This window comes from Sphingobium rhizovicinum (assembly GCF_042647625.1).
GTDB lineage: Bacteria > Pseudomonadota > Alphaproteobacteria > Sphingomonadales > Sphingomonadaceae > Sphingobium > Sphingobium rhizovicinum.
In genome coordinates, this window is record NZ_JBHRVU010000005.1 from 344,136 (window position 1) to 365,397 (window position 21,262).

Here is a 21,262-nt window from a genome sequence, read left to right on the forward strand (position 1 = left end):
GAGGGTAGAGGACATACAATGAAGATTACAGGCTATCGCAGCCTTACCGCCTATCATGACTGGCGGCGCCCGGTGGGAGACGTGAATGGCGTCGTCCAGTCCGGTATTACCGAAGTGCCCCTGTTGCTGCTGGAGACCGACGGCGGTCTGACCGGCATCGGCCTTGGCCAGCATGGCGAGATCGACCGGCTGTTCCCGGCGGTCGAGGGGGCGGACCCCCGCGCCGTATCGACCCTCTATGACGCGATGCTGGCCCATGTGTTCAAAAGCGGCCATGCCGGCGCGACCTTCGGCACAATCGCCGCGATCGACATGGCGCTGTGGGATCTGAAGGCCAAGATGGCCGACGAACCGCTCTGGCGCACGCTGGGCGCGGGCGACCGTTTCGTGCCCGGCTATGCCTCGGGCCTTTGCTATGGTCTGGATGATGATGCCTTCGCCGCTCATTATGGCGAATGGGCCGATCGTGGCTTCACCGCCGCCAAGATCAAGGGCGGCCGCGATCTTGACCGGGACATCGCCCGTCTGGAAACGGTGCGCGCCATATTGTCGCGCAACAGCAATCGCCCCGCGCTGATGCTGGACGTCAACGAAGCGTGGAATTGCAAGCAGGCGATCCGCCATCTGGCCGAAATCGAAAAGCGCATCGACCTGACCTGGATCGAGGAGCCGGTGCGGCGCTGGGACGCGGCCGGCCATGTCGCCATCTCCCGCGCGGCCAAAGCGGCCGTCGCCACCGGCGAAAACCTGACCGGGCTGGAGCAATATACGCCCTTGCTGGACGCTGGCGCCGTGGACATTGTCCAGACCGGCAGCGTCTGGGGCATCACCCATTTCCACCGCGTCGCCATGGCCGCCCATGCGCGCGGCCTGCCCGTTTCGCCGGTCGCCTATAACGCCAATCCGGTCGCCCACGCCGCCGCCGCCGTGCCCAATATGATCGGCATAGAGGTGCAGGATTTCCGTTTCCCGACCGGCCTCGACGTCGACCAGCAGATTGCCGATGGCGGCATCATCCTGGGCGATCGTCCGGGCCTCGGCATCCTCGTCGATGAAGCCGCCATCGCCCAGAGCGTGGCGGGCAATGGCTGGAATGTGCGCGGCGGCCCGCACCGCCGCCCCCGTGACGCCGGCCTTCGTCTGGTGCCACAGGATCGGGCGGCACATTGATGCACGGCCTCGCCACATCCACCGACACGGCGTCGCCGCAATGGGTGACAGGCCCGGCGCGCGTTCGGCTGCAACTGTCGCTGATGGTCAATTTCTTCCTGCTGATGGCGCTCTACAGCGGCGTTCTGGGCGTGCTGCTGCCCCACCAGATCGCCGAACTTTCGCCGGGCGCGAAGGAAAACAACCTCGCTCTGCTCTTTGCCGTCACCTCGATCTTCTCCACCCTGGCTACACCGATCGCGGGCGCTCTGTCGGACCGGACCCGCAGCCGCTGGGGCCGGCGCGCGCCCTGGATCGCCATCGCCTCGCTGATCGGATCGCTCTGCCTGTTCGGCGTGTCATGGATGACCAGTTTCTGGTCGCTCATGATCCTCTGGGTGATGGCGGCGATCGCTTATAACGCCATGCAACCGGCGATGACGACGCTGATCGCCGATCGCTTCGCGCCGGAAACGCGCGGCGGCATATCGGGCATCGTCGGCGCGGGCATGACCGCCGGCCTGACGGCGGGCACGGTCGTCGCCGGCTATCTGGCGGGGGAGCGGGTGCTCGCCTATGGCCTGTTCGCCGGCGCCATCGCCGCTTCCTGCATCGCCTTCGTGGCGCTCAACCGCGAACCGCCCAGCGACGCCGCCCCTCATCGCCCGATGCAATGGGGCAGCTTCCTCAAGAGCTTCTGGATCAGCCCGCGCGCCCATCCCGATTTCGCCTGGGCCTTCGCCAGCCGCTTCACCATCTATATGGGCTATCAGGCGGTCGCGGCCTATCTGCTCTACATATTGCGCGACTATATCGGCCTGTCGGACGGCGCGTCCAACATCGCCATCGCCAATATGGCGCTGCTGACTTTGGTATGCCTTGTCGCCTCTTCGCTGATTTCCGGCTGGCTGTCGGATCGCTGGCAACGACGCAAGCCCTTCGTCATACTGGGCAGCCTGATCATGGGCGTCGCCATGACCGCGCCGTTGCTGGCGCCGTCCATGGCCGGCATGTGGGTCTATGCCGGGGTAATCGGCATTGGTTACGGCATGTTCATGTCGATCGACATGGCGCTGATGACGCAGGTTCTGCCCAAAAGCGCGCTGGGGGACGAGGGCAAGGATCTGGGCGTGCTGACCACGGCGGTCAACATTCCCCAGATCATCAGCCCGGTCATGGCTGCCATCCAGCTCGGCCTGTTCGACAATGACTATCGCGCCATCTTCATCACGGCGCTGCTGTTCGTCTTCGGATCGGCCCTGTGCGTGTTGCCGATCCGCGCCGTTCGATAATTCATATTATGTATTACGTCATTTGACATATGCACAACGCTGCGCCATAAACACCGACAATAAAGAGAGGGAGAGTGATATGAGGAAGGTGGGCAAAATCCGTCTTGCGAGCATGATGGCGGCGTCCGGGCTGGCGCTGACGATCAGTGGCATGGCCATGGCGCAGGACGCCGCCGCGCCGCAAAATACGGAAGCGACGACCGAGGACATCATCGTCACCGGCATCCGCGCCAGCCAGAAGGCATCGATCGACATCAAGCGCGACTCCGTTGCCGTAGTCGACTCGATCGTGGCGGAGGATCTGGGCAAGCTGCCCGACCAGAATGTCGCCGAATCGCTTCAGCGCGTCGCCGGCGTCACGATCGAGCGCAACCGGGGTGAAGGCCGCTACATCACGGTCCGCGGCTTTGGCCCCAAGTTCAACGCCGTCACCGTCAATGGCCGTACCCTCGCCACCGACAATAATGGCCGCGAGTTTTCCTTCGACGTGCTGCCGTCCGAAATCATTGCCGGCGCCGACGTGTTCAAATCGCCCCAGGCCAATCTCAACGGCGCATCGATCGGCGCGACCGTGGACGTCCATACGCTGCGTCCGATCGACCAGAAGGAACAATTCGCCTTCAGCGCATCCGCCGGGCAGATGTGGGCGGAGATCGCCGACAAGTTCAATCCTGAAATCTCGGGCGTCGCCTCCTGGCGCAATGCCGACCGCACCATCGGCCTGTCGCTGTCGGGCGTCTATACCAAGCGTGATACCCGCAACGACGAATTTACGATCGGCGCGGGTCATGTCCACCGCTCCAGCACCGACTCCTATTATCGCGCCAATGGCGTGGATGGCGGCCGCATCGGGCCGAATGTCGCGCCGTTCAGCAATATTTCCATGCCCTCCAACCTGTCGCCCTTCTTCTTCGAACGGGGTCTGGAACGCTATGGCTTCTCCGGTTCCTTTCAGGTCCGCCCCACTGAAACGCTGACCCTCACGCTCGACGGCCTCTATTCCAAGGCGAAGTTCACCGAACAGCAGACCGGCCTTGCCTATGATTTTTCCGGCGGCACGCTGGTCGAACAGGTCGTGGAGGATGGCGAGGCGGTCTATCAGCGCTATCAGGGCGGTTTCGTCGACCAGATCCTGCAATATGACCAGCGCAACGTCATGACCAACCAGTTCGGCGCGAACATCGAATGGAAGCCGGCCGATAATTTCAAACTGAAGCTGGACGCTTCCCGGTCCAAGGCGGAACGGCGCGGCAAGGAGAATAATCTCTTCACCACCATCCGCCGCAAGAATATCGACCTCTGGTTCGACCGGCGCGGCGACAGCCCGATCTATGATTATGGCTTCACCAGCCCCAACTACCCCAATGCCGCGACCAATCCGCAAGGGATCACCGCGCATTATTATATCTGGGGCGGCGGCACCAATGTCGATGACAAGATCGGCGAATATCGCGCCGACGCCGAATGGAAGGCAACGTCCAACCTCACTTTCTTCACCGGCGGCATGATCGCCAACCGCAAGAAGACGCTGACCGCCGACGAAATGCCCTTTGGCGAACAATGCGCCTATTGCGGATCGGACCGGCTGCTGCCCACATCGCTGTTCAGCCCGACCAACCGCAACTTCTTCCAGGGCAGCGGCCCGGACGACATCATCCGCGACTGGGTGATCTATAATCCGCAGCAGCTGGTCCAGCTGATCGATCAATATGCCACGCAGGACGGCAAGGCGTTCAACCCTGCTATCTTCTCGCCCTCCGCCTCCTCGGTCATCGATGAAAAGGTGAAGATCGCCTATGCCATGGCCAATTTCGAAACCATGCTGGGGTCGATGCCGCTGACCATCAACGCCGGCCTGCGCTACGAAAATACCGATTACACCTCATCGGGCGCATCGCGCACCGTGCTCAGCGCCAAACCGCGCGTGGACGCCAACGGCAATCCCACGGGGCAGAACGACATCGTCGTGTCGGGCATTGTCCCGGTCAGCTTCCGCGGCAAATATGACGACTGGCTGCCCTCGCTCAATATCAAGCTGGAGGCGACCGATAACCTGATCCTGCGCCTCTCCGCGTCGAAGGTGATGACCCGCCCGACCCTGACCGACCTGTCGCCACGCCAGTCGATCCAGACCAACCCCGGCAATGAGACGATCAGTCGCGGCAATCCCGACCTGCAACCCTTCCGCGCCAAGCAGATCGAAACCGGCGTGGAATGGTATTTCGCCGACTCCTCACTCCTGTCCTTCGCCGCCTTCTACAAGAAGATCGACTCCTTCGTGACGCTGATCACCACCCCGCAAAAGGTGGATCAGGTGACGTTCCAGGTGACGGTGCCCGGCAATGGCAAGGGTGCGACGGTCAAGGGCTTCGAAGTCGGCTATCGTCAGGCTTTCTCCAGCCTGCCCGCCCCCTTCGACGGCCTCGGCGTCCAGACCAGCTTCAACTTCACCGACTCCAACGCCAAATATGAAAATGCCGTCGCCAATGTCTCCTTCGGTCTCGAAGGATTGTCCAAGTACAGCTACAGCCTTGTCGGCTTCTACGAAAAATATGGCGTGCAGGCGCGTGTCGCCTACACATGGCGCGACAATTTCCTTCAGGTCGCGTCTGGCCGCAATGGCGAACCGGAATATTTCAACGCCTATGGCCAGCTTGACGCCGGCCTCTCCTATGAAGTGACGCCAAACTTCACCATCTTCGCCGACGCGATCAACCTCAACGATGCGAAGGAGTTCATCTATTCGGTGAGCGCCGACCGGACGAAGGAATATCGCAAGACTGGCCGGCGCCTGTCGGGCGGCGTGCGCGTCCGCTTCTGATCCTGACCGGGCGGGGCTGCAACGCTCCGCCCTTTTTCCGGCAAAGGACGATCGCCGATGAAACGCCTCTGGGCCAGTGCCCTGTCCGCCATGGCGCTGGCGATCGCGCCCGCGCAGGCAGCGCCGGACAAAAACAACGACCTGCCAAAATCCCGCATCATCGTGCTGACCGATATCGGGTCGGACCCGGACGACATGGAATCCATGGTCCGCTTCCTGCTCTACGCCAATGATTTCGACATAGAGGCGCTGATCCCCTCCACCTCGCGCCACCTGAAGGACAGCGTCCACCCCGAACAGATAGTGCGCCGGATAGACGCCTATGCGCAGATACTGCCCAATCTCAAGGCCCATGCCGATGGCTGGCCCAGCGCCGAAACGCTGCGCGCCGCGGTCAAGCCCGGCCGTCCCGAATATGGCATGGCGGGCGTCGGCGCAGGCAAGGACACGCCCGGATCACAGGCGATCATCGCCGCCGTCGACCGGCCCGATCCCCGCCCGGTATGGATCACCGTCTGGGGCGGCGCAGTTGATCTGGCGCAGGCGCTCTGGCAGGTCCGCGAAACCCGTTCGCCCGAACAACTCGCCAAATTCGTCAGCAAATTGCGCGTCTATTCCATCTCCGATCAGGATAATGCCGGTCCCTGGGTCCGCCGCTATTTCCCCGATATCTTCTGGATCGTCAGCCTGACCGCGCACCGCCATTATAATCTGTCGACTTGGGGCGGCATATCAGGCGACCGCATGTATTATTTCGACGGACCGGACTTCACGACCGTCTCCAAGGAATGGCTGCGCGAGAATATCCAGATCGGCCCGCTGGGATCGCTCTACCCCAATTATGAATTTATCATGGAAGGCGACACGCCCAGCTTCCTCTATCTGGTCCCCAATGGCCTGGGCCATCCCGAGCATCCCGATTATGGCAGTTGGGGCGGCCGCTATGGCAAGATTTCGGAATGGGACGGCATCTGGACCGACACCAGCGACCTCGTCACCGGCGCGGACGGCCGCACGCACCAAAGCAACAAGGCCACCATCTGGCGCTGGCGCGACGCCTTCCAGAATGACTTTGCCGCCCGGATACAATGGTCGCTCCAGTCCAGCTACAAGGGCGCCAATCACCCGCCCCGACTGGTGCTGAACGGCGTCGCCGGCAATGCGCCAGTCGAACTGACGGCAAAGGCCGGCGACATCGTCCGCCTCTCTGCCGCCGGATCGACCGATCCCGATGGCGACGCCGTCATCTATGACTGGTGGCAATATCGCGAGTCCGAAGCGACCAACCGCAATCCCCGCGTCGAACTGCAACGCGGCGACCCGCGCGACACCCGCTTCACCGTCCCCGCCGTGGAGGAACCGACCCGCTTCCACATCATCCTGGAGGCCCGCGATCAGGGCAAACCCGCCCTCACCGCCTATCGCCGCGCGATCATCACCGTCACGCCTTAGAGCATTCTGAAGTCGGCTGGTACAGCAGACGGCTCGCAGAATGCGGAAAACAAAAGAAAATTAGAACATCATCCGATTCAATCTAATCGGATGATGTTCTGGCGCGATAACCCGCCAGCAACAGCGCTCCGTCCAGCGGATCGCCCAGCATCGGGCTGAGCCGCGCCACCGTCCGCGCCCGCAGCCAGGGCTGCATCCGTTCGGCCAGTCCGCCGACCAGCGTGCAACGGCTCGCCCCCCGTTCGAAGATCGTCTCGATGAACCGCTCGATATGCTGGACGGCATCCTCGACGATCGACCGGGCGATGGCGTCGTCCGCCTCCGCATAATCCATCACCAGCGGCGCGAAACTGCCATACTCCTTGGGGCTGGCCTTATCCATCCAGCCGATCGCCTGTGCCGTATCATGGCCAAAGCGCTCCGTAACCGCGCGGCTGAGCGGCGTCGCCTGCGATCGCCCGTCCAGTGCGCGCAGCGCATGGCGCATCGCGCTCAGGCCCAGCGCCGCGCCGCTCCCTTCATCGGAAATGGGGAAGCCATAGCCGCCGATGGTGAAGTCGCGACCGCCCGCCCGCACCTGCGCGATGCTGCCCGTACCCAATATCAGGATCGCCCCGTCCGCGCCGCCATGCGCGCCCAGATTGGCGATGAACGCATCCGTCTCATAGCCGACCGAGGCAAAGGGAAAGGCGAAATCCTTCAGCGCATCGCGCACGCCCGGCCGCGAAATGCCGGCAATGCCCATGCCCGCCCGGATCGTCGTAACCTGCGCCGCCGAAAGCCCCGCTTCCCCGATCGCCTGATCGGACACCGCGCGCAGCGTCGCATAAAGCGGCTCCAGCCCGATCCGGGCATTGGCGGTCCCTCCCTGTCCCGTACCAATCACCACGCCATCGCCGTCGATCAGCCGCGCCCGGCAATTGCTGCCACCCGCATCAATGCCCAGAAAATAGGTCAGGGCCGTGCCTCCTCTTGCTGTTCGCCCCAATGGCGCGCCCGCACGGTCTGGCCGATGCCGGGATTGCACTGGTTGCGCGGATCGATCCGGCGATAGAAATCCGCCAGATCGGCCTTCGCCTTATACAGATGGCCGACATTATGTTCGGCCGGATATTCCGCCCCGCGTTCATCCAGCAGCGCCCAAATGCGATGCTCGAACGCCAGCGGGTCCACGCCCTTGCGCACGATATAGTCCTGATGGAACACATGGCACAGGAAATGGCCATAATAGAGGCTATGGATGCTCTGCGCCGCCAGATCGGGCGGCAATGTCTCCTGCCAGTCCAGCATATTGCGCGGCAAAGCCACGTCCAGCGGCACAATATCCTCCACCTCGTCCGCATGCATCGCGCGATAGCGCACCGCCGCCCCCGCCGCGACGAAGCGATGCAGGAACGCCTTGGCCGCCAGCGTCGGGCTGCATTCGAAATAGGCGCCTTCCCCGGCCGCAAACAGCCCAGCGAGCAAGGCGCGCGTCTCCTCCACCGCCACCAGCGGCATCTTGAGCAGCAAATGATGCTCGAACTTGTCGCGCCAGGCGCGCATCTCGGCCGGTAGATGATCGGGCAGCAACCGGCCGATCCGTTGCATCATCCGATCGCTGAACCCCGCGCCGACACAGGGCAGCGCATCGACCCGCGATTTCAGCGCAAACAGCCGGGGCAGCCGGTCCGTGCCCAGCCGCTCGATCGCGACGAACATGTCCTTGCCATAACGGTCGGCAATATCGAATGCGTCGCGGTGCATATATTCGCCCGCCACCGGCAGATGGGCGAACCCGCTTAATATGCCACGCCGGATCGCGGTCAGCTGCGCCGCATCATTGGTGCCGATATAGAAGGTGGTCGCTCCCTCCTCCTTCACGAAACTGTCCAGCCGCACGGCAAAGACGATCATCTTGCCCGCACTGCCCGCCGCTTCATACAGGCATCGGCTATCGGCATTGAAGCGCGCTGGCGTCGCGCTGTCGATGTCGCGCACATGGCCGGCATAATCATGGTCATGCGCCCAGCGATCCGCCGCAGCGTCGACATCCCCAGCGGAAAAATCGCCATTCTCAAGCCGCCGCAACATCTCTTCGGGATCATCGCCCAGCGCCACGCCCAGATGATTGATCAGCCGCACCGTCCCGTCCACATCGACCTGCGCATACAGGCTCAGCTGCGTATAGGCCGGCCCCCGCTGCACCAGCGATCCGCCGCTATTATTGCACACGCCCCCCACCACCGACGCGCCAAAGCAGGAGGAGCCGATCACCGAATGCGGCTCCCGCCCCAACGGCGCCAGCGCCTTTTCCAGCGCATAGAGCGTCGTGCCGGGCAGGCAGATGACCTGCGCGCCGTCGCGGATCAGGTGCAGCCCGTCGATCCGCGTCGTGCTGATGATCACGCAGCCGCCCGGATAATCATCGCCATCAGGGGTCGACCCGCCGGTCAGCCCGGTGTTGGACGCCTGCATGATGATCGACACATCGGCCGCGACGCAAGCCTGCACCACCCGCCATTGTTCGACCAGACTGCCCGGCCGCACCACCGCCAGCGCTTCGCCCGATCCGGTGCGATAGCCATGGCGATAGCGCGCCGTCGCCCGCGCACCCGTCAGCACATGGCGCGCGCCCACGATCGCACGCAGCTGGGGCAGCAAATCACTCACTCGCCGCTATCCTCCATCTGGCCAGCGATCCACGTCCGCCGCACCTGCCGGTCCCCGTCCAGATGCACCAGATCCGCGCGCAGCCCCGGCGCGATCGCGCCCGTCTGATCCGCCAGCCGCAGGAAACGCGCCGGATTGCCGCTCGCCATGCGCGACGCCTCGACCATGGAACAGCCCATCATGTTCATCGCATTGCGGAACGCCTGCGCCATGCTCAGCGCCGATCCGGCCAGCGTGCCATCCGGCCCGCGACAGGTGCCATCCACCACATGGATCGACTGCCCCATCAGGGTAAAGCTGTCCTTCGCGCCACCAACCGGCGGCATTGCGTCCGTCACCAGCATCGCGCCGTCCAGCCCCCGCGCCGCCACCGCCACGCGCAGGGCGGCGGGGTGGACATGCAACCCGTCGACGATCAGCCCGAAATGGCTGCCCCGGTCCAGCAATGCGGCGGCCACCATGCCCGGCTCCCTGCTTCCCATCTGCGTCATCGCGTTGAACAAATGGGTGAAGCCGGTCAAGCCTTCGCGCAGCGCCGCGACCGTCTGGTCATAATCGGACATACTATGCCCCGCCGCAACCAATATCCCCGCACCGTGCAGCGCCCGGATCGCGCCAGCGGGCGCCAGTTCGGGCGCCAGCGTCACGATCCGCCGCCCGATCGTCGGCCGTGTCAGCCGCTCCAGCACCTTGGGATCGATGGCAGTAAATTTTGCGGCATCATGAATGCCCTTCTTCACCGGGTTGAGATGCGGTCCCTCGATATGCAGGCCCAGCACGCCTGGCACGCCCTGGGCCAGCGCAGCCTCTCCCGCCGCAATCGCCGCATCGACCACATCCGCGTCATCGCTGATCAGCGTCGGCAGCAGGCCGGTCGTGCCGAAGCGCCGATGCGCCTGCGCAATGGCGCGGATGCCCCCCACATCGGGCCGGTCGTTCAGCAGTACATCGCCGCCCCCATTCACCTGCGTATCGATAAAGCCGGGCAGCAGCCAGCCGCCCTCCAGCGCCACCGTCTCATACCCCTCCGACACCGCGTCCCGCGCCACGACGCCAACAATGCGCCCGTCTTCGATCAGCAGCGCGCCATCGTCCACGATCCTGTCCGGCCGCACGATCGCAGCGCCGACTAGCGCCTGCCTGCTCATAGCGTGCGCGTCACCTTGGCCAGATGCGGCGGCGCATCGGGATTGCGCCCGCGCGCCAGCGACAGCGCATTGGCCACCCCATAGAAGCTCTGTATCTGCGCGATCGCGCCCAGCACCGGATGCACATCCCACTGCCCCGGCAGCGCCAGAGTCGCGGCTACGACATCGTCCGGATGGCCCGCCGCAATCACCTGCGCCCCGCGCGCCCGAAAATCCTCCAGCCGTTCGCGCAGCCCCGTCCGCGCTGCATCGATCGGTCCCAGCGCCAACACCGGATCGCCCTCACCAATCAGCGTCATCGGCCCATGCGCCACTTCGGCGATGCTGAACGCTTCGGCATGCAGGCTCGACGTCTCCTTGAACTTCAGCGCCGCCTCGCCCGCGATCGGCAGGGTCAGGCCGCGCCCCAGCACCAGCATATTGCCCGCATCCTTCAGCAACGGCACAGCCCCGGTCCAGTCCGCCGCCACCGCCGCCTCCAGCACATCGCCGACAGACGCCAAAGCCGCCAGCAGCGCGGCATCCTCGCTCCATTCCGCCACCAGATGCGCCAGCGCGACCAGCGTCCCGATAAAGCTCTTGGTCGCCGCCACGCTCGTTTCCGGCCCGGCATGGATGGGGATGCAAATATCCGCCATCTGCGCCAATGGCGACGCTTCATCGTTGACGATCGCGACCACCAGCGCGCCCTGCCGCTGCGCATCCGCTGCGGCGGCGATCAGGTCCGGGCTGCGCCCCGACTGCGAAATGGCGATCAGCGGCACACCCTTGAAGCGCTGCGATGTCGCCTTGTACAGCGACCCGATCGACGGCGCATGGCTCAATGTCGGCATGCCCGCCCGCGTTTCCAGCAGCACCTTGGCAAAGGCAGCTGCCTGGTCCGAACTGCCCCGCGCCAGCGTCGCGACAAAGGGCGGCGCCAGCGCGCGCAGCCGCTGCCCGGCCTCTCGCATCAAATTCGCATTGCGCGCAATCTGCGCCGCGCAACGCTCCGGCGCTTCCGCCGCCTCGCGCGCCATCAGCGTGGCGCGGCTCTCATCCTGGTTCGCGATCATGCCGAAACAATACCAAATGAACGAAAAAGGGCAATTGGATTTATTTTGGTTGCATCGAAACGCGACAAGGACAATACCACATAGCGCAGTTGCCGCTTGCACGCACCCTGCCTGCCGCGCATGAAGTTGAACCGAACATAGCCGGGCGTCAACGGCCGGCCACGGAGCATATATGAGTACCGAAGCCATCGATCCGCGCTATGTCGACATCGACCAATGGCCGACCATTCGCGCGGTCGAAGCGATGCTGGAAGGACAGATGGCCGCCATCGCCGCGATCGGATCGCAGGCGGACGCTATCGCACAGGCGGCCGAAGCCGCCGCCGCGCGCCTCGGCGCACAGGGCCGACTGGTCTATGTCGGCGCGGGCACATCGGGCCGCATCGCGGTGCAGGACGGCGTCGAACTCTACCCCACCTATAACTGGCCGCAAGAACGCCTGCTTTTCCTGATGGCCGGCGGCCTCGCCGCGCTGACCGAAGCGGCCGAAGGGGCGGAGGATGATGCCGACGCCGCCCGCGCCGAAATCGCTGTCGCCGCCCTTGGCCCGCAAGATGTGGTGATCGGCGTCGCCGCCAGCGGCCGCACCCCCTATACGCTCGCCGCCATCACGGCCGCCCGCGCGGCCGGCGCGCTTACCATCGCCGTCGCCAATAATCCGGGCACCGCCCTGCCTGCCGCCGCCGACTATGGCCTGGTCGCAGAGACCGGCACCGAAATCGTCGCCGGATCGACCCGGATGAAGGCCGGCACCGCGCAAAAGGCGACGCTCAACATCCTGTCCACCGCGATCATGCTGCGCATGGGCCTCGTTTATCGCGGCCGCATGGTCAACATGCGCATTTCCAACGAAAAGCTGCGCTTGCGCGGAGAGGCCATGGTGCGCGACATTGCCGATGTGGACATGGCCGCCGCATCGCGCGCGCTCGATGCGGCGGGACAGGACATCAAGCAGGCGGTGCTGGTTGCCATGGGGGTGGCGACCGACGAAGCGGACCGTCTTCTTGACATCCACGGCCAGAATCTGCCGGCCGCGATGCGGGCCGCGCAACAGGGGGGATAGGGGGACATGCGGGAAAAACTGGTCGCGCGGGGGGAGGACGGCACGCCGCTCTACCTGCAACTGGCGCGCAATCTGCGCGATCATATCGAAAGCGGCGGCATCATACCGGGCAACGCCCTGCCGTCGGAACGCGACCTCAGCGAAATGGCCGGCATTTCGCGCGTCACCGTGCGCAAGGCGATCGAGCAACTGATCGAGGAAGGCGTGCTGTTCCGCAAACAGGGTTCCGGCACTTTCGTCGCCCGCCGGATCGAAACGCCCGCCTCGGTCCTGTCCAGCTTCACCAGCGACGCCCTGTTACGCGGCGAAGATCCTGGCGTCATCTGGATGATGAAGAACTACGCCCAGCCAACCGAGGAGGAGGCCGCCGCCCTCTCTATCTCCCCTTCCGCCCGCGTCGCGCGCCTCGGCCGCGTGCGCCTGTCGGGTGGGGAGCCGCTGGCGATCGAGCATGCCGTCGTCCTCGCTGATTGCCTGCCCGATCTCGCCAGCATCGGCGATTCTCTTTATGAAGCGATGGGCCGCAGCGGCTTTCGCCCCACCTCCGGCACGCAGCGCGTGCGCGCCTCGCTCGCCACCCCGACCGAAGCCGGCCTGCTGTGCGTTCGCCAGAATAGCGAAGTGCTGCGCATCGAGCGCCTCACCCGCATTCCCGGCGGCCGGGCGGTCGAATTTACCCGCTCCGTCTATCGCGGCGACCGCTATGACTTTGTGACCGAACTCAAGGAAATCGGCTGAATGACCGCATCGATCGCCGCCGACCTGACGCAAGCCCCCGCGCCGCAGCGCCCGCCGCTCCGCACGCTGGGCCTCTATCTGCTGCTCGGCTTTTCCGCCGGCCTGCCCTTCTACATGTTCAATGCCGTGCTGACGCTGCGCCTCGCGCGCCATGGCATCGACATCGTCATCATCGGCTTCTTCGCCTGGATCGCGCTGCTCCCGACCTTCAAATTCGTCTGGGCGCCACTGCTGGATCGTTACAGCGTACCGGGCTTCTCCCGTTTCTGGGGCCGACGGCGCGGCTGGATCATGCTGTCGCAACTCGGCATCTTCTTCTCCATGGTCGCCATGGCCTTCACCTCCAGCGACCAGAGCCTGCCGCTTACCGCGCTCTTCGCGATCCTGCTCGCCTTCTGGACGACCACGCTGGAGGTCGCGGCCGATGGCTGGCGCATCGAACTGGCGCCCACACAGGCGCAGCAGGGGCCGATCGTCGCCGCCAACCTCTGGGGCTATCGCAGCGCCATGGTCGCGGCGGGGAGCGGCGCCGTGCTGGTCGCCGCCTGGGCGGACTGGACCTGGGCCTATCTGGCCATCGCCATCGCCGCCTTCCTGCCCTTCCCCATTCTCGCCGCCATGCGCCCCGAACAGGAAGGCGCGAAGGGCCGCACCGGCGCGCTCCTTGGCGGCACGCTCACCAGCCTCGCCATCATCGCCGTCACCGGCGCGGCCACCGCCCTGATCGGCTGGGCGTTCCTCTCCGCCGTGCAGGGCGCGGGCTTTTCCGCCCAGACCAATGTCACGCCGATCGTGCTGGCGGTCGCCCTGCTGCCCTTCGCTGCGCTGGCCATCGCCCTGCCACGCATCCGCCGCCTGCCCGCCGATGCGCCCGCAAAGATGCCGGGTTTCGTCGCCCCCTATGTCGAGATTTTCTGGCGCTATGGCTATGCCGTGTTGCCGGTGCTGGCCTTCGTCTCCTTCTACCGCATGGGCGATGTGCTGACGCTGACCCTGTCGCATCCGCTCTGGAATGCGGCCGGTTACAGCCTGGAACAGATCAGCATGGCCGACGGCATCGTCGCGCTCACCTGTTCCATGGCCGGCGTCGCGTTGGGCGGCCTGTGCGCCGCACGCCTGCCGATGACGGTCGCGCTCATCATCGGCGCCTGCGCCTCGGCGATCGGCAACTGGGTGTTTGTCTGGCTCTGGTATGCCGAACCCTCCGCCTTCGTCCTCTATGTCGCGGCGGGCGTTGACCAGTTCGGCCATGGGCTGGAGGGCGCGGTGTTCGTCGTCTATCTCTCCATGCTGGTCAGCCCGCGCTATCCCGGCACCCAATATGCCTTCCTGTCGGGCTTCGCCTTCCTGCTGCCCCGCCTGATCGGCGGCGCGGCCGGCGCGATCCAGAAACAGATCGGCTATGACGGCTTCTTCATCCTGTCGGGCGCCTTGAGCTTCGCCGCCATCTTCTTCCTGCCGATCGTCATGCGCGTTCGGGCCAGAACAGCTTAGGACCAATCATGATCGACCATATCTGCGAAGCCGCCTTCGCCCCGGCGGCGCAAGCTGTCGCCAGCGGTCGCATCCCCGGCGCGACGCTGGGCATCGTGAGCGCCGATGGCCACAGCGCCGTGCGCCTCGCCGGATCGGCCGCGATCCTGCCCGAACGCGAAGCCCTGACCCGCGACCACTGGTTTGACCTCGCTTCCGTGTCGAAGGTGATCGCCACCACCACGATGATCCTGCAACTGGCGGAGCAAGGCCGGATCGACCTCGACCGCCCCCTGACCGACGCCATTCCCGACCTGCGCCAATATGACGTCGCCAACGCCGCCGAACGCAAACTAACCTTCCGCGATTGCCTTGCCCATCGCAGCTTCCTGCCTGCGGTCGAGCCGATCTACACCTATGGCGATGATCCCGCGCGGCTGCGCGCCTTTGTCCTCCAGCGCGAATGGCGGCACGGCCCGCCGGTCTATTCCGACATCAACTTCATCCTGCTGGGCATCGCGATCGAACGCATCACCGGCGCGCCGCTCAGCGACTGGCCGCTGGGCGATGGCCTGTCTTATGGCCCGCCCCCGGACCCGCCGTCGCGACCGAGGCATGCCACTGGCGCGGCCGCATTCTCAAGGGCGAAGTGCATGACGAAAACGCCGCCGCTCTGGGCGGCGCACCGGGCCATGCCGGCCTGTTCGGCACGGTCGACGGCGTGCTGGGCTTCGCCAGGGCAATGCTCGACGGCTCCATCCTCTCGCCCGCCATGCTGGCCCAAACCCGCACCGCGCAACTCGGCCACCGCACCTGCGGCTGGGAACGCGCCTTTGCCGGCTGGTCGGGCGGTGACGCCTGCTCGGCCGAAACCATCGGCCATACCGGTTTCACCGGCACCGGCCTCTGGATCGATTTCGACCGCGGCCTCGCCTGGACCCTCCTCACCAACCGCGTCCACCCCACCCGCCATGCCAACAGCGGCATCTTCACCCTGCGCCCGGCTGTGGGCGGAACGCTGATCCAAGCATGGGATGCGGGATGAATGAAGAGTGACGGAAATCAGGAAACAAGACGATGCTCGAAAGGGACAATATGGAACATCCCATTCCGTTGAAATGGCATGTCGCCTTTCAGAACATGGTCACATCCTTCATTTCCGGGGACTTTACCCTAAGCCATTCTTCTTGCGATCAGATTGCGCCAGTCGATCCCCTTATCGCCCAATCGATTGCAGATAATATATCAGCTTATGGTTGCACCCTCGCCCCGCTGAACCCTGCCGTGTGGGATCATGCAGTCTATCGCTGGATGAATGGCTATTGGCAGTTCCTCATAGACCTGACGACTACAGCAGAGCCGGTTAGTGATCTGGTGATCCACGCGCGGTTGAGAGACGATAGACTTGCACGACTGGAAGTTCAATCGGTGCATGTGCCGTAATTGAAACAGACAGCCCAAACTGGCCTATTCCGGCTTCAGAACAACCGGCCCCCTATTTATACCCAGCCTCCTTCTGGTGCCGCACCGCCAATATGATCACCATCGCGACCTCGATGCGGTATCGCACGGCATAGCCGCTATCCCCGAAATCGATCAGCCATTCCCGATATTCTTCGGGCAGATCGTCCACCATTCGCCCCATCCGGGGATAGGCGCTCAGCATCTTCACGCCCTGCCGGATAGCCAAACCTGCCCGACGGGCGGCATCCGAATCCTTGGGTTCCAGAAAGTCCCGCAGGCGCTGCATGTCCCGGATCGCAGCCGGGGCGAAAATTATGGATGGCATGGCGGCGCTGGCAGTTCGTCCTCCGTTCCCCAACTGGCCAGCCATGCGTCGACCTCTTCTGCGGTGGCGTGCAGCCCGTTCGCCTGAAATGCCTCCCACGCCTTCACATTGTCCTGCCGCAGCGCCTCCCGCTTTTCCTCGCGCTCGACATATTGCGCGATCGCTTCCCGCATGATCCAGTGCGCGCTGCGATCACGCGCTTGCGCCAATTGCTGAACCCGCCCTTTCAAGACCTCGTCCAGTTTGATCGATGTTGCCGCTGCCATGGATGCCTCCGGTAGCCAAGGGTATTACCTTTTTATACCCTCTCTTCGGCGCATCGTCCACTTCGTTGCAACCTCATTGCCCCAAGTTATAGGTTCCGCCATTCACGCCCTATTCCACCGGTCTGCTTGCGGTCTATGATCCGCCTCATGCGTCTCATCCTGCCCCTGCTCGCCCTCACCCTGCCGCTGACCAGCCTCTCCGCACAAAATGCGCCGCCGCCGCTCCTCACCGCGGTCGAACATCAGTTGGCGCAGGGGCCGGCCGGCACCCGCTATGGCCTGTTGGTCGCCACGCTGGAGGGGGAGCCGATCCTCGCCATCGCGCCGGATCAGCGCTTCATCCCGGCCTCCAATACCAAGATGTTCACCACCGCCACCGCCTATGCCGACCTGCCCGCGCTGGATGCAGCGGCGCAGGGCACGGGCGTCCGCCTCGATCAGGGCGACGTCATTCTGGTCGGCCATGGCGACGCGCGCCTGTCCAGCGCGAACGGCTGCACGATCGATTGCCTCCAGACGCTGGCCGACGCGGTCGCCGCAAAGACCCGCCATGTCCGCAACATCGTGGGCGATGACAGCTGGTTCCCCGACGAACGCTGGGGACCGGGGATGAGCTGGAACAATATCCAGTCGCGCTATGGCACCGGCATTTCCGCGCTGACGCTGGACGATAATGAAATGACCGCCTCGGTCGCCCCCGCTGCGATCGGCGCCGCGCCCACCGTCAGCGCGCCCGCTTATTACAGCATCGACAATCGCGTCACGACCGTCCCCGGCAAGGCCGAGGCGATCATAGCCGACCGCATGCCCAACGGTCGCGTCATCCGCCTGACCGGCACGATCGGCGCAGAGGCGCAGCCGACCACGCTCCATTTCAGCATAGACGATCCGGCCCATTATGCCGCCTGGCGGCTGCGCGATCTGCTCGTCGCGCGTGGGGTAAAAGTCGACGGCACGGTCATGGCCCGCCATCGTCCCCTCTCGCCCGCCGATGATCCCGCCATCCGCAAGGGCGCGCCCGCCGCCCAACCGCCTGCGCCCACCATGCTGGCCCAACTCCCCGCTTTGCCGCTGGCGGACGATATGCGCATCATCAACAAGCAGAGCCAAAATCTCCACGCCGACCTGATGCTGCGCCGCGTCTCCCGCGCGCAGGCCAGCGGCTCGATCGCCGACGGACAGGTCGCGCTGCACCGGCTGATGGCGCAGGCCGGCCTGCCCGAAACCAGCTACAGTTTCGCCGACGGATCGGGCATGTCCTCCTACAACCGCATCACCCCGCGTGCGGCCGTCACCTTGCTGACATGGATCGCGCGCCAGCCCTGGGGCATGGCCTGGCGCGATACGCTGCCGATCGCCGGGCAGGACGGCACATTGCGCGGCCGTTTCAAGGGCACGCTGCTGGAGGGCAAGCTCTTCGCCAAGACCGGATCGCTCAACGCCGCCCGCGCCGTCTCGGGCTATTTCCTCACGAAAAGCGGCCGCACCTTGGTCTTCTCCGCCCTCGCCAACGACATGCCCGACGGCACGGACGCACAGGCCACCGCCGCCGTCGACCGCGCGCTGGTCGACATAGCGGCGGCTTTATAAGGCCTTACCCCGGCAAAATCGCCATCCGCTCCGCCGCATGCTGCTCCACAGCCTCACGGCTGAACCACAGCGGTTGCATTTCGCCCGCCAGCCAGCGCGGGTAAAAGTCCCGGTAGCGCGGCGATCGCGGGTCGGCCGACTGGCCGGGCAACAGCAGGAAGCGGCTATTGTCCCACGCACCCACATCCGCGACCAGCAAATAGCTGGCGCCATGCGACACCTGATAGCCGCGCTTCGCATTGAAGCCGCGCGCCATCGGCGTAAAGCCATCGCCGCCCGAACGCCCGCCCTCAATTTTCGGGAAAGCCGCCGCGATCCCCGGCAGCGACGACAACGGATGCGCCAGCGTCACCCGATGCAAATCGCCCCAGCGCCATTGCGCGGGGTCAGTCCCGCCCTGCGCCAGCGCCTTCTTCCACCCCGCGATCAGCGATCGTTCGATCAGCCCGTCGGCCATCAATTGCGGGTTCGGTCCCAGCCGCGCGTCGGGCGCCGCCAATATGCGCAGCATCTCATAGAGGTTGATCGACGGCACAAATTCGCGCGCCGCCGCCGGCAGGATCAGGTCGCGAAAGCCCGATTGCAGTTCGGGCATGATCATCTCGTACAGCAGAGCCGCCGCACTATCCGCCTCCAGCCCGCAATCCCAGCGCCGCAGCAACGCGGCCGCCGGCTGCGCATCGGGCAGCAGCCTGTCCGGGATCAGCTTCACCAGCGCCCGCGCCGGCAGCGACTGGACATCATGCTGTAACGCGATGCTGTCCTCGATCCGGTGCTTTGGCTGGCTGCGCAGCACTTCGGCAATCCGGTCGTAGCGGAACGGATCGCTCCAGTCGAAGCTGATCACCGTCTTCCCATAGGGATAATCCTTGGGCAAATTCATCTGGTTGGCCGAAGCGAACCAGCCTTCCTTGGGGTTATAGACGGACGGCATCTCCTCCACCGGCACGATTCCCGTCCAATCGAAATCGCCATCGCCCGGCGCGGGAAACAGCCCGTCATGCTTGGGCCGGCGCGGCGTAAAGCCGATCGTCTGCCAGCCGGTATTGCCGTCCACATCGGCATAGTGAAAATTGGTCGGCGAGGTATGGATCTTGAACGCCTGCCGCAGCGACGTCCAATCCTTCGCCAGATTGATCGCGATGATGGCGAAACGCATGTTCGCGCCGGGCAACATGCTCACCGTGGCAAAGGCGCTGGCGCGCTGTTTCTCAGCATCCTGCGCCACGATCGGCCGCCCCTGCGCATAGCGCAACGTCACCCGCTGCGCCGGGCCGTCCTTGACCGCGATCGTATCTTCGAACCTTTCAAACTGTTTCCACTGGCCCTTATGCCAGTAACGCTCCGGGTCATCCTTGTGCGTGCGCAGGATGAACAGGTCGGTCTGGTCGATATGGAAATTAGTGCGACCAAAGGCGAAATGATCGGTATGCCCCTGCATAATCCCCGGCAGGCCCGGCGCGCCCGCGCCGATCACGTCCAGCCCCGGCGCGGTCAGGTGGATCATATGGCGCGGACTGGCGCCGCCAATTCCCAGATGCGGATCATTCGCCAATATCGGCCGCCCGGTGGCGCTGCGCGAAGCCGCGATGGTCCAGGCGTTGCTCCCCTGCGCAAAGCGGTCGGCGCGCCGTTCCGCCCGGTCGAGCGACGCTTCCTCGATCGCGTCGAACGGCACCGGCCGGTTCGCCGGGTCCAGCACGCCCAGATCCGCATCGCTCACCGCCGCGCAGTCCAGCCCGTCGGGCACGGTGAAGGTCCATGCCGGGCGCAGCGGCGCCATCAGCGCATCATGCGCCAGCAGCCCTTTCGCCTGCATCTGCGCACGCCGCACCTCGTCATCCGCGTCGCCCATGCCGATGCCCCGGTTGCGCACCAGATCGCGCACGTCCCAGCGCAGCGGCGTCAGGTTCAATATCCCATATTCCAGCGGCATCTGCGCCGGATCGCCCATCACTTCGGCGATCCGCGCATTCACGCCCGCCACATAACCCTTCGCACATTCCAGCACGCCGGGCGGCAGGCTCGCCATCTCCGCCTCTATGTCGCCGCGATAGAGGAACAGCCGCGCCGCCTTGTCCGCCGCCACGAAGCGCGGGCCGAAGGCTTCGGCCATGCGCCCCATGTCGCGGCGATAATCCATGTCGATCTGGAACAGACGGTCGCGCGCCACCAGATAGCCCTGCCCGAAATAGGCGTCGTGCAGCGATTGCGCCCGCACATGCGGCACGCCCAGTTCATCCTCGACAATCTCGATCGGCGACTTCGCCCCCGCCATTTTTGCGCGCAGCGGCTTTGCGCCCCGCACCATCGGCCTCGCCATCAGCCCGCCGGGCAGGGCGAATGCGGCCACACCGGCCAGAAGGAACGCACGACGCTGGATCAACACAGCCTCCTTGTCTTAACTTGGTAATGGGGCGGCAACGACTAACGCAGCGGGACCGGAAGGGCCTATAGTAAGCCCGCCAGCGCCCATAACTGCAAGCTATCCGTAGCCCGGCCCGCAGCGGACAATCCACCCCGCCATTCCCTCTGGCTATACCTGTATGCGATCAAAGTAATACCAAATCTATTGACCAGCCGTGACCACCCTGTAACCTCCCCGTCATGGAACCGGCTTTTCCGTCCCTTCGGGCGGGCCTGACGGGATCATGATGACGGCATGGTGGGAACCGGCAGACGGCGCACAACCTGCCTGCGGTCATGTGGTTGAAAGGGCAGGATAGGGTCAGACCGGCGCAACGACGCCGCGCACGCAGGAACAAGCGCGCAGC

General features: G+C 64.8%; 16 protein-coding genes and 1 pseudogene. 10 read left to right on the plus strand and 7 right to left on the minus strand.

Going from position 1 to position 21,262, the window contains the following annotated elements:
* The first annotated feature begins 18 nt into the window (after nt 1-18).
* The 4 genes from ACFOKF_RS20430 to ACFOKF_RS20445 all read left to right on the plus strand — a co-directional run bounded on the left by ACFOKF_RS20430 (nt 19) and on the right by ACFOKF_RS20445 (nt 6,714).
* Nucleotides 19-1,170 (plus strand): mandelate racemase/muconate lactonizing enzyme family protein, encoded by a 1,152-nt coding sequence (locus tag ACFOKF_RS20430; protein WP_380798327.1) that lies wholly within the window; start codon nt 19-21, stop codon nt 1,168-1,170.
* Nucleotides 1,170-2,441 carry an MFS transporter gene (locus ACFOKF_RS20435; protein WP_380798328.1) on the plus strand — a complete coding sequence of 424 codons (1,272 nt, stop codon included), beginning with the start codon at nt 1,170-1,172 and terminating at the stop codon, nt 2,439-2,441. Before ACFOKF_RS20430 ends, ACFOKF_RS20435 begins: the two co-directional genes overlap by 1 nt.
* Nucleotides 2,442-2,520: 79 nt before the next feature.
* A complete protein-coding gene (locus ACFOKF_RS20440) occupies nt 2,521-5,262 on the plus strand; it encodes a TonB-dependent receptor (protein ID WP_380798330.1) in 2,742 nt (913 codons plus the stop codon).
* A 57-nt stretch (nt 5,263-5,319) separates the two neighbouring features.
* Nucleotides 5,320-6,714 carry a DUF1593 domain-containing protein gene (locus ACFOKF_RS20445; protein ID WP_380798331.1) on the plus strand — a complete coding sequence of 465 codons (1,395 nt, stop codon included), beginning with the start codon at nt 5,320-5,322 and terminating at the stop codon, nt 6,712-6,714.
* A gap of 82 nt (nt 6,715-6,796) precedes the next feature.
* Here ACFOKF_RS20445 and ACFOKF_RS20450 read toward each other — a convergent pair whose 3' ends face one another.
* From ACFOKF_RS20450 to ACFOKF_RS20465, 4 genes are read right to left on the minus strand one after another with little or no spacing between them, the layout of a single operon-like run.
* Nucleotides 6,797-7,672, minus strand: coding sequence for a BadF/BadG/BcrA/BcrD ATPase family protein (locus tag ACFOKF_RS20450; RefSeq protein WP_380799318.1), 876 nt, complete (start codon nt 7,670-7,672; stop codon nt 6,797-6,799).
* Nucleotides 7,669-9,366 (minus strand): D-lactate dehydrogenase, encoded by a 1,698-nt coding sequence (gene dld / locus ACFOKF_RS20455; protein ID WP_380798332.1) that lies wholly within the window; start codon nt 9,364-9,366, stop codon nt 7,669-7,671. The genes ACFOKF_RS20450 and dld overlap by 4 nt, the downstream gene beginning before the upstream one ends.
* A complete protein-coding gene (gene nagA, locus ACFOKF_RS20460) occupies nt 9,363-10,514 on the minus strand; it encodes an N-acetylglucosamine-6-phosphate deacetylase (protein WP_380798333.1) in 1,152 nt (383 codons plus the stop codon). The genes dld and nagA overlap by 4 nt, the downstream gene beginning before the upstream one ends.
* A complete protein-coding gene (locus ACFOKF_RS20465; RefSeq protein ID WP_380798334.1) occupies nt 10,511-11,569 on the minus strand; it encodes an SIS domain-containing protein in 1,059 nt (352 codons plus the stop codon). Before ACFOKF_RS20465 ends, nagA begins: the two co-directional genes overlap by 4 nt.
* A gap of 172 nt (nt 11,570-11,741) precedes the next feature.
* Here ACFOKF_RS20465 and ACFOKF_RS20470 point away from each other — a divergent pair, with 172 nt between their 5' ends.
* The 5 genes and pseudogenes from ACFOKF_RS20470 (at nt 11,742) to ACFOKF_RS20490 (ending at nt 16,286) form a co-directional block, all read left to right on the plus strand.
* On the plus strand, nt 11,742-12,632 hold the full coding sequence (locus ACFOKF_RS20470) for an N-acetylmuramic acid 6-phosphate etherase (protein WP_380798335.1): 891 nt from the start codon (nt 11,742-11,744) through the stop codon (nt 12,630-12,632).
* Between the two features lie 6 nt (nt 12,633-12,638).
* Nucleotides 12,639-13,370 (plus strand): GntR family transcriptional regulator, encoded by a 732-nt coding sequence (locus ACFOKF_RS20475; RefSeq protein WP_380798337.1) that lies wholly within the window; start codon nt 12,639-12,641, stop codon nt 13,368-13,370.
* Nucleotides 13,371-14,864: a permease gene (locus tag ACFOKF_RS20480; protein WP_380798338.1), complete on the plus strand. Its 1,494-nt coding sequence runs from the start codon at nt 13,371-13,373 to the stop codon at nt 14,862-14,864.
* 95 nt (nt 14,865-14,959) lie between these two features.
* Nucleotides 14,960-15,888 (plus strand): annotated as a pseudogene (locus ACFOKF_RS20485) (serine hydrolase domain-containing protein).
* 50 nt (nt 15,889-15,938) lie between these two features.
* Nucleotides 15,939-16,286 (plus strand): DUF7668 domain-containing protein, encoded by a 348-nt coding sequence (locus ACFOKF_RS20490; protein WP_380798341.1) that lies wholly within the window; start codon nt 15,939-15,941, stop codon nt 16,284-16,286.
* Between the two features lie 52 nt (nt 16,287-16,338).
* On the opposite strand, the gene ACFOKF_RS20495 is transcribed toward ACFOKF_RS20490, so the two are convergent.
* Both ACFOKF_RS20495 and ACFOKF_RS20500 read right to left on the minus strand, forming a co-directional pair.
* Nucleotides 16,339-16,632, minus strand: coding sequence for a type II toxin-antitoxin system RelE/ParE family toxin (locus ACFOKF_RS20495; RefSeq protein ID WP_380798343.1), 294 nt, complete (start codon nt 16,630-16,632; stop codon nt 16,339-16,341).
* The gene (locus ACFOKF_RS20500; protein WP_380798344.1) at nt 16,620-16,898 is read right to left on the minus strand and encodes a CopG family ribbon-helix-helix protein; all 279 of its coding nucleotides are present in this window, start codon (nt 16,896-16,898) and stop codon (nt 16,620-16,622) included. Before ACFOKF_RS20500 ends, ACFOKF_RS20495 begins: the two co-directional genes overlap by 13 nt.
* A gap of 147 nt (nt 16,899-17,045) precedes the next feature.
* Here ACFOKF_RS20500 and dacB point away from each other — a divergent pair, with 147 nt between their 5' ends.
* Nucleotides 17,046-18,488 (plus strand): D-alanyl-D-alanine carboxypeptidase/D-alanyl-D-alanine endopeptidase, encoded by a 1,443-nt coding sequence (dacB, locus tag ACFOKF_RS20505; RefSeq protein WP_380798345.1) that lies wholly within the window; start codon nt 17,046-17,048, stop codon nt 18,486-18,488.
* 4 nt (nt 18,489-18,492) lie between these two features.
* Here the strand turns inward: dacB and ACFOKF_RS20510 are convergent, their stop codons facing one another.
* On the minus strand, nt 18,493-20,877 hold the full coding sequence (locus ACFOKF_RS20510) for a penicillin acylase family protein (protein ID WP_449325399.1): 2,385 nt from the start codon (nt 20,875-20,877) through the stop codon (nt 18,493-18,495).
* Nucleotides 20,878-21,262: the final 385 nt, after the last annotated feature.

Bases quoted from the DNA above. Each gene is read 5' to 3' on its own strand.
- ACFOKF_RS20495 (WP_380798343.1), bottom strand. From the start codon at position 16,632: ATGCCATCCATAATTTTCGCCCCGGCTGCGATCCGGGACATGCAGCGC.
- ACFOKF_RS20490 (WP_380798341.1), top strand. From the start codon at position 15,939: ATGGAACATCCCATTCCGTTGAAATGGCATGTCGCCTTTCAGAACATG.
- dacB (WP_380798345.1), top strand. From the start codon at position 17,046: ATGCGTCTCATCCTGCCCCTGCTCGCCCTCACCCTGCCGCTGACCAGC.
- ACFOKF_RS20435 (WP_380798328.1), top strand. From the start codon at position 1,170: ATGCACGGCCTCGCCACATCCACCGACACGGCGTCGCCGCAATGGGTG.
- ACFOKF_RS20445 (WP_380798331.1), top strand. From the start codon at position 5,320: ATGAAACGCCTCTGGGCCAGTGCCCTGTCCGCCATGGCGCTGGCGATC.
- nagA (WP_380798333.1), bottom strand. From the start codon at position 10,514: ATGAGCAGGCAGGCGCTAGTCGGCGCTGCGATCGTGCGGCCGGACAGG.
- ACFOKF_RS20440 (WP_380798330.1), top strand. From the start codon at position 2,521: ATGAGGAAGGTGGGCAAAATCCGTCTTGCGAGCATGATGGCGGCGTCC.
- ACFOKF_RS20430 (WP_380798327.1), top strand. From the start codon at position 19: ATGAAGATTACAGGCTATCGCAGCCTTACCGCCTATCATGACTGGCGG.
- ACFOKF_RS20470 (WP_380798335.1), top strand. From the start codon at position 11,742: ATGAGTACCGAAGCCATCGATCCGCGCTATGTCGACATCGACCAATGG.
- ACFOKF_RS20480 (WP_380798338.1), top strand. From the start codon at position 13,371: ATGACCGCATCGATCGCCGCCGACCTGACGCAAGCCCCCGCGCCGCAG.
- ACFOKF_RS20465 (WP_380798334.1), bottom strand. From the start codon at position 11,569: ATGATCGCGAACCAGGATGAGAGCCGCGCCACGCTGATGGCGCGCGAG.
- ACFOKF_RS20500 (WP_380798344.1), bottom strand. From the start codon at position 16,898: ATGGCAGCGGCAACATCGATCAAACTGGACGAGGTCTTGAAAGGGCGG.
- ACFOKF_RS20475 (WP_380798337.1), top strand. From the start codon at position 12,639: ATGCGGGAAAAACTGGTCGCGCGGGGGGAGGACGGCACGCCGCTCTAC.